The sequence below is a fragment of the Shewanella hafniensis genome, assembly GCF_019655335.1.
Lineage (GTDB): Bacteria > Pseudomonadota > Gammaproteobacteria > Enterobacterales > Shewanellaceae > Shewanella > Shewanella hafniensis.
This window is the reverse complement of the sequence record NZ_BPFD01000146.1, coordinates 1-4,048: the sequence shown is the minus strand read 5'-3', so window position 1 is coordinate 4,048 and position 4,048 is coordinate 1. Positions and strand designations below refer to the sequence as shown.

Here is a 4,048-nt window from a genome sequence, read left to right as displayed (position 1 = left end):
TCAATCAGTGCCTTAGAGGCCAGCATCAAGCTGTTTAATCGTTTTAGGTGAAGTTCTGGGCAGTATTGGTGTAAAGAATGTTGTAGGATATTGGCTTCGCGCATCTTGTTGTCCAAGTGTAGTTTTTGGCGAAACCATTTGATCATGCAACAAGATGCGCTTCCACCCTAATTTGATGATTTATTTGTAAATCATCAGGGGATTCTTCAGAGCAAAGTCCCTTTAGGAACAAAAGCAACAGCGCCTGCGGTATCCAGACCAATTGCACGGATCAAGGCAAAGGTATTTCCCTTGGAGACGCCAAGCGATTCAATTAGATAATCTAATCCTTTGTTTTCTGGCAATAAGTTAACCAAAAACATCGATATCTGATTGCTCGTTCCTGTGCCATCTAAGGGAATTGTTGGGGATAGTGGGAATCCACTTTGTTGCCAGTCTTTGGTGTAATGTACGGCAAAGGTGTCAGTCGTCGCATCAAAGGATAGCTCCCCGATCATTAAATCACCGAGGTGCATCTCTAACGTGAGCTTTTTGGAAGTACTCATGGGTTAATACCAGCCGTTAGTTTCGGTGTCGCTGGTTTGAGCCGCAACGATATCAATCCCCAGACCATCAAGAATTTTGAATACGGTTGAGATATAAACATCCTCACCTTTTTCAACTCGGATCAGCGTTTTTTTGGTTACGCCGCACAACATGGCCGCCACGTCTTGAGTAAGAGCAGCACTTTTCCTTCGCTCTTTAATTAACAAGCCGAGGGATTGTTGATTTAGCGGTGATGCCATCATCATCTCCAAAAGTGTAACTTCATACACCTTAGTCCTAAAACCAGCCCCATTCAATATAAAAGTGTACAGAACTACACTTTTGGATTGTTGAAAATGACAAGCCATCAAAAAGTGTACAATGTTACACCTTCATGTTCATTTCAGTGCTTAAAACCCAAAAAGTGTAGGTAAGTACACCCAATACTTCCCCAAGTTGCCAGACAAAAAAACAAAACCCCGAAACTGTTACCAGCATCGGGGTTTTCTTTTACAAGAACTTTGGTTTGAGGCTTTTAGGCTCCAGACCAGCATCCTCGCTTTCGGTATGCCCTTTTACAAGCATACACTCTGCAAATTTAACAATGGGTGGCTCGTTAAATTCTCAAAAGAAATAAAGGGCATGATGACAATTCAGCAATGGGGGACACTATCGAGCCTAAGCGATATTACCGTTATCGGCCAAGTCGATAGTAAAGCAAGCGACCCTCGGATTTAAAAGGTTCTCATCCCTCATTAATTGAAAAGTTTAGGGCTGTTATTATCAACAGGCCCTTTCCTATAATGACAAATAACGTGCCCTCATCTGTAAAAGATACGGCCATGGTCATTTTTACAGCCTTGTTAAAGAATCAAAAAACAGGCTTATAGACCCAGCTTCACTGCGTTTACTCTGGTCAAAACGCCAATAACTTTCTATAGTGACAACAAATAAATATTATAAAGCAGTGAGTGGTTGTGCCAGACATTTATCCTTTTTTATCGCAGCGCCCCCATAAACATGCGGCGGTGATTGTCGCCCTCTTACTGCTAACATCAGCTCTTGTGATCTCTCCTTTTATTTCAATACCTTTACCTGATATTGCCCCATTTTTACCTGTGTATGGCACCGCAGTAGTACTACTCGAAAGTATTACCGCGTATTTATTGCTGTCGCAGTTTGCCAGTAATAGGCAAGTTTTCGCAGGTTTTGTCGCCAGTGCGTATTTGTTTCTTATCCCCTTAGTCACTGTTCAGCTTTTGGTGTTTCCTGGAGTCTTTGCCCCCAAGGGGTTACTCAATGCCGGAGCACAAAGTGCAGTTTGGATCTGGGTCTTCTGGCATGCATCGTTTCCAACCTTAATCCTGCTGGCTTTGATGGCTCAACAGAAGTTAACAACACAGCAAGTTGCGCCGATGCAACTGAAATATTGGCTGTGGGGTTTTGTATTAATCCCTGTGTTGTGCAGTTTAGCACTGGCTTTGTTTGCAACATGGGGTAGCCATTGGTTACCAATCCTGATCGCTAAAAATAGCTATAAGCAGTTATTACACAGCCCTTATGCCTTACTCGTATGGGGACTAAACGCACTGGCTTTAGTCTGCATGATACGGCGCGCCCGCAGTAACAATGTGCTCTATACATGGCTGAGTGTGGCGCTGCTGGCCAGCCTGATTGATGTCACGTTAACCTTATTCGCTGGCGCCCGCTTTAGTCTAGGTTGGTACGCCGCAAGGATTAGCAGTTCGGTCTCCTCTATGGTCTTACTCTGCGCCTTACTATGGGAAGTCAACAGACTGTATGTCGCAACCCAAAGGGCAAATGAGTCGCTGTACCAGCAGAGTGTCAAAGACACCTTAACAGGCTTATTTAACCGCCGTTATCTAGAATCTCAGCTGGCAATACACATAGACCATGCGAAAAGGCATAAAGAGCCACTGTGCTTGTTAGTGCTCGATGTCGATCACTTTAAAGCCTTTAACGACCAGCATGGCCATTTGGCTGGGGACGACTGCCTAGTGGCCGTCGCAAAACAACTGGAACAGAGTTTATATAGACCAGCGGATTTCATCGCCCGTTATGGTGGTGAAGAGTTTGTCGTAGTATTGCCGCATACCGATGCGAAAGACGGCATGCAGATAGCAGAACGATTGCGGCTAAACATCAGCGCAAAAAAGATTGAATATCAAGGTCAGTTACTTAGCGTCACAATCAGTATAGGTTGTGCAGTATTGCGGCACAGTGAAGATACTGCCCAAAGCTTACTGATTGCAGCCGATAGCGCCTTATATCAAGCTAAAGCCGCTGGCCGAAATTGCGTAAAAGTCGCGGTTGACGAACCAGACATAACTCACCCACAGCCATGCTCATCAGCTTAGCCATTCGATTAACCGCACTTAATTAAATGGTTGCTCAGTCATGAAAGGCAGGTGACTACCAGCGGGAATCATTTTCACAGGGCTCACCATCATGGTCGCCATCCATCTTTGTATTGGGGCAGTATTTAACGAAAAACTCCGCCTCTGCACGTGAGGTCATTTGGCTGCAATACTGACGACCATCACACCTGAAATTATTAGACATTATCGCCGCAGCCTCCTTCGCTTTATCAATAGCCTGACTATCGATAATCGGCTCTTGTGCAGCCTCGTAGGACTCATACTCCGCCTTGCCGTAATAATGCCAAACACCGTAGCCAATGAGCGCTAATAACAATATCCGTTTCACCTGACATCCCCCATTATTTTTGTTTTACAGTATGCGAGCTTAAACCAGTTAGCTCAATACTGCTTATTATAGCTACAGACCCTTGTGATTGACGTGCCTGCGGAGTTAATACGTCGTTCATCATTGAGTTTTAGTGTTGTATGGATTAAATACTGGCAGTTTGCATCACTGTCGATGGATTCCAACTGTATAAAAGTAGGTAGCTTATTTGGTTTATATTCAAGGAGTAAAGGTTCGATACCAAATTCATTACGTAACCACAGCAAAAAAATGTCGTAGCTGTCATCAAACTTAAGTTGCCGCTCAATGCGTTCTTGCCAAATCCCATCCTTAATTTTCACCTCTCCGATTTTTGGATCTGGGGCATTACAGCCATACACCGAACTAAATATCAGCAATATCACAAGCAAGCATTTCAACATCGAGTAACCTTGTTATCTAATTTAATGGTTCAAACAAACAGTTTAAAAAGCCAAAGCGGCATACTAACAATAAAAGCAGAATAAGAGAGCGACGATACCACAGAGGTCGAAGATTGCTCCTTATCTTCCCCCTTTGGCTCGGCCAAGAGGCACTAGATGAAATGGCATGAGCGAGACATGGCTGCCCAAAAAGATATACCTGTCCTCGGTTTCAATAATGAGACTCCACGACTCTCGTAACTGGTTAGTAAGCGTCCGGGCAAGTACATCTTCAGCTTATATCGTTGAACCTCTATCTTAACGACTGACCATTTCATCAGGAGTTAATATGGCTAAACGTTCCCATGAAGACTGGGCAGCTTTGATACAACAGC

The 4,048-nt window shown here is 44.0% G+C and carries 4 protein-coding genes and 1 pseudogene; 1 reads left to right on the top strand and 4 read right to left on the bottom strand.

All coding sequences use genetic code 11. The features are described 5' to 3' along the window. Positions 1-209 precede the first annotated feature (209 nt). Together K5Q99_RS21385 and hipB are read right to left on the bottom strand one after the other, a co-directional pair. Positions 210-545: pseudogene (locus tag K5Q99_RS21385) on the bottom strand (HipA N-terminal domain-containing protein); the annotation flags it as partial. A 3-nt stretch (positions 546-548) separates the two neighbouring features. Continuing rightward, the gene (gene hipB / locus K5Q99_RS21380) at positions 549-785 is read right to left on the bottom strand and encodes a helix-turn-helix domain-containing protein (RefSeq protein ID WP_220591948.1); all 237 of its coding nucleotides are present in this window, start codon (positions 783-785) and stop codon (positions 549-551) included. Positions 786-1,502: 717 nt separating this feature from the next. Here hipB and K5Q99_RS21375 point away from each other — a divergent pair. Then, on the top strand, positions 1,503-2,903 hold the full coding sequence (locus tag K5Q99_RS21375) for a sensor domain-containing diguanylate cyclase (RefSeq protein WP_220778070.1): 1,401 nt from the start codon (positions 1,503-1,505) through the stop codon (positions 2,901-2,903). Positions 2,904-2,958: 55 nt separating this feature from the next. On the opposite strand, the gene K5Q99_RS21370 is transcribed toward K5Q99_RS21375, so the two are convergent. After that, a complete protein-coding gene (locus tag K5Q99_RS21370) occupies positions 2,959-3,252 on the bottom strand; it encodes an excalibur calcium-binding domain-containing protein (protein WP_063882339.1) in 294 nt (97 codons plus the stop codon). Between the two features lie 53 nt (positions 3,253-3,305). Next, positions 3,306-3,674, bottom strand: a complete 369-nt coding sequence (locus K5Q99_RS21365) for a hypothetical protein (RefSeq protein WP_246604557.1) — start codon at positions 3,672-3,674, stop codon at positions 3,306-3,308. Positions 3,675-4,048: the final 374 nt, after the last annotated feature.